Below are 3,102 nucleotides of genomic sequence, written 5' to 3'. Positions count from 1 at the left end.
TTTAATATAACCCTAAAAGTTGTTCCCTTGCCTACTTCAGACCACTTCACCGTCAGTTTACCTTCGTGATAGTTATCAATGATGCGTTTTGCCAGTGCAAGCCCAAGGCCCCAGCCGCGCCGCTTTGTAGTGTAACCTGGCAGAAAGACTGAATCGATCTTGCTTTTGGGGATGCCCTTACCTGTGTCCGTAATATCTACAGCGATATTGCCTTTCCCGAGCAGCGAGATGACTATACTAATGCTCCCGCGCCCCTCCATCGCATCCACTGCGTTTTTACAGATGTTCTCAATCACCCAATCATAAAGCGGCACGTTAACTTTGGCTGTAATATCAGGTGAAAAAGTGGATTCTACAGAAAACTTTACCTGCCGCGAAATTCTGTTCTGGAGGTAATTAATGGCATTCTGAGTTACTTGCAGTATATTTTCATCACGCAGCGTGGGCACCGACCCGATGTTGGAAAAGCGTTCCGTTATAATCTCCAGGCGCCGCACGTCTTTGCCAAGTTCCTCCAATATAGGCTCATTCTCAAATTTAGGACTTGATTTGATATACTCGTACCAGGCCATGAGCGACGAGAGTGGTGTGCCTAGCTGGTGTGCTGTTTCTTTGGCAAGCCCTACCCATACCCGGTTTTGCTCTGCCCGCCGCGAATAGCTAAAGACAAAGTAGGCAACAAGCGCAAAACAAGAGATCACGATTAACTGCACATACGGGTAATAACGCAACTGCGAGAGCAGCTCAGAATCTTTGTAAAACACATAGTTAACAGAACCTTCGGCCCAGGGCACTAAAATTGGCTCATGCTGCGCCTTCATCTTTTCTATCTCCCGCTGCAGGTAATTATTGATTTTATCCGGGTTGTTCGAAATGTTTTCGGGTATATCTATGTTCTTTGAATCCAGGATGTTTACATTCTCGTCTGTAAGTATAACAGGCACCGTATTGTTAGATGATAGTATTTCTTCCTCTATAAATACGATGTTATCGTCGCTGGGAGCATTGATCATGTAGCGCAGCCCCTTGGCATACAGTTGCACCAGTTCCTGCTCTCGCTCAGAAAGTTTACTGACAAGCACGTTGGTATAAGTAATGGTGGCGGCACCAATAATAAGGGCAATGATAACAACTATGAGCTTTATTCTGTTCTTCTGAGAGTAGATTGGAATCATGCAGTTTAAGACGTAAATTATTTGAAATTAGTATAAATTAAACATAGAGGGCAAGTAAGTTTCATTTTAAATAATTGAGCTTTACCTTTGCACCTTTGTAGAACCACGTTACTATGCTTCAGAACTTTAAAGCAATCAGCCTGTCTTACAAGAAAGCGCCGCTGGATATCAGGGAACTGATTGCCTTAGATGAAACATCCTGCAGGCTATTCCTACAGACGCTCAAGAGCTTTATTCAAGCTTCTGACATACTTGTTCTATCTACCTGCAACCGCACCGAAGTTTACTATAATGCCGACATTGACTACAGCAAAGACATTGTAAAGCTGTTAGGCATCACGAAAGGCATTGAGAATATTTCCCAGTACTTTGATTACTTCACCATCCTGAATGAGCACGACGATGCTGTACAGCACTTGTTTGATGTCTCAATAGGGCTGGAGTCGCAGGTAGTGGGCGATATGCAGATTTCGAACCAGGTAAAGCACGCGTACCAATGGACGGCCGATAACGAAACCGCTGGCCCGTTCCTGCACCGCCTGATGCACACTATTTTCTTCACCAACAAGCGCGTAGTACAGGAAACCTCTTTCAGAGATGGGGCTGCCTCTACTTCTTATGCCGCTATTGAACTGATAGAAGAACTTACGACTGATATTTCAGAACCAAGTATACTTGTAGTTGGCTTAGGGGAAATTGGCGCCGATGTTTGCCGCAACCTGAAAGACCTTGGCTTCAAGAATGTGAAAATCTCCAACCGCACCCAGGCAAAGGCAAAAGCCTTGGCAGCAGAGTGCAACATGGAGGTGCTTCCGTTTGAGGATATTGTGCAAGGCATGAAGGCAGCAGATGTTATCATCTCGTCAGTAGCCCGCGAAACACCTTTCTTCACCAAGGAGATGGTAAAGCGGCTGGATGTGCTCACGTTTAAATTCTTTATTGACTTATCGGTGCCACGCAGCGTAGAGCAGGAAGTAGAGAGCGTGCCGGGTGTGCTGGTTTATAACATTGATACTATTCAGAACAAAGCTTCTGAAGCACTACAGCGCCGCATCAATTCTGTGCCGAAAGTAAAAGAGATTATCGCCGAGTCTATCGATCAGTTTAATGATTGGTCAAAGGAAATGATCGTGTCTCCTACTATCCACCGGCTGAAGAACGCACTGGAGGCAATACGCCAGGAAGAGATGGATCGCTATATGAAAAAGCTGGGTCCAAAAGAAGCGAAGATGATGGACAGCATCACCAAGTCGATGATGCAAAAAATTATTAAGCTGCCGGTACTACAGTTAAAAGCAGCTTGCAAGCGCGGCGAAGCAGAAACATTGATCGACGTGCTGAACGATCTCTTCAACCTCGAGAATCAGCCAACGGAAGCTAATCATTAGAGCTGGGTAAACAGCCATTTTTTTTTAGTCAATATAATAGCTGAGGCCTCTGTAATTACCCTTTTTAGGTAGGTTACAGAGGCCTCAGCTGTTTGTATCATAGCAATTAACTGCTGTGCCAAGGGGGTTGGCAAACTATTAAATGTCCAAACAACACTCTTCCAAGCAGTCAATCACATCAATTAATTTGGGGATAGCAAGCGAGTAATATATCTTCGTTCCCACTTTAAAAGACGAGAGCACACCCTTGTCTTTAAGTGTAATAAGGTGCTGCGAAGCGATTGCCTGAGGGAGGTCTAACTGCTTATATATCTCAGTTACAGTCATTTTATCCTCTTTTCCCAACAAATCCACTATCGCTAATCTTTTCGGGTGAGCCAATACTTTCAGCATGGCGGCCGCTTTATCTATCTTCTTCGATTCAACTCTTGATAATAAACTTTTCATAATTAAATTATACCTAACAGTTTCTGTAAATCAATTTCCTTCTTATTTATATTAAGATATATACGAGGCCTGCATTATTTGGCTGAACTTCA

At 43.9% G+C, this 3,102-nt stretch carries 3 protein-coding genes; 1 reads left to right on the top strand and 2 read right to left on the bottom strand.

The features are described from left to right. A partial coding sequence (locus tag ACFQ2O_RS20870; protein ID WP_377532688.1) for a sensor histidine kinase occupies nucleotides 1–1,175 on the bottom strand: 1,175 nt, incomplete at its 3' end. Between the two features lie 113 nt (nucleotides 1,176–1,288). Here ACFQ2O_RS20870 and hemA point away from each other — a divergent pair. Beyond that, the gene (hemA, locus tag ACFQ2O_RS20865; RefSeq protein ID WP_377532686.1) at nucleotides 1,289–2,563 is read left to right on the top strand and encodes a glutamyl-tRNA reductase; all 1,275 of its coding nucleotides are present in this window, start codon (nucleotides 1,289–1,291) and stop codon (nucleotides 2,561–2,563) included. A gap of 138 nt (nucleotides 2,564–2,701) precedes the next feature. Here hemA and ACFQ2O_RS20860 read toward each other — a convergent pair whose 3' ends face one another. Continuing rightward, on the bottom strand, nucleotides 2,702–3,010 hold the full coding sequence (locus ACFQ2O_RS20860) for an ArsR/SmtB family transcription factor (protein ID WP_068837852.1): 309 nt from the start codon (nucleotides 3,008–3,010) through the stop codon (nucleotides 2,702–2,704). Nucleotides 3,011–3,102 lie beyond the last annotated feature (92 nt).

Source organism: Pontibacter rugosus, assembly GCF_042678745.1.
Taxonomy (GTDB): Bacteria; Bacteroidota; Bacteroidia; order Cytophagales; family Hymenobacteraceae; genus Pontibacter; species Pontibacter rugosus.
The sequence above is the reverse complement of the archived record's forward strand: the minus strand, read 5'-3'. Positions and strand labels throughout refer to the sequence as shown.

Coding starts and splice junctions, on each gene's coding strand:
- ACFQ2O_RS20860 (WP_068837852.1), bottom strand. CDS start 3,010: ATGAAAAGTTTATTATCAAGAGTTGAATCGAAGAAGATAGATAAAGCG.
- hemA (WP_377532686.1), top strand. CDS start 1,289: ATGCTTCAGAACTTTAAAGCAATCAGCCTGTCTTACAAGAAAGCGCCG.